Origin of the sequence: Streptomyces millisiae (assembly GCF_031845425.1) — a bacterium.
Lineage (GTDB): Bacteria > Actinomycetota > Actinomycetes > Streptomycetales > Streptomycetaceae > Streptomyces > Streptomyces millisiae.
Genome location: NZ_JAVREM010000400.1, coordinates 1 through 401, shown reverse-complemented (window position 1 = coordinate 401; position 401 = coordinate 1). Strand labels below are relative to the sequence as shown.

The following is a 401-nucleotide window of genomic DNA, read 5'->3' as shown; positions in this document are numbered from 1 at the left end:
GACTACCACCTGACCACCGGTGCCACCCCGATGGCGCTGCCCGCGCTCGGCGGCCATGAGGGCGCCGGCGTCGTCACCAAGGTCGGCAAGAACGTCACCGGCATCGAGGAGGGCGACCACGTCATCCTCGCCTTCATCCCGGCCTGTGGTGAATGCCCGCCGTGTCTGAAGGGCTTCCGCTCGCTGTGTGACCGTGGCGCGGTCCTGCTGGGCGGTAAGGCCATCGCCGACGGCACCAACCGCATCACCGCCGGCGGTCGAGAGGTGTCGCCGATGAACCTGCTCGGCACCTTCGCGCCGTACATGACCGTTCACAAGGATTCCGTCGTCAAGATCGACAAGGACATCCCGTTCGAGACCGCGGCCATCATGGGCTGCGCGGTGCCGACCGGCTTCGGCTC

1 protein-coding gene is annotated in these 401 nt (G+C 67.8%); it reads left to right on the top strand.

Annotated elements, in window-relative coordinates:
- Positions 1-30: 30 nt before the first annotated feature.
- A partial coding sequence (locus tag RNC47_RS37275; protein ID WP_311605315.1) for an alcohol dehydrogenase catalytic domain-containing protein occupies positions 31-401 on the top strand: 371 nt, incomplete at its 3' end.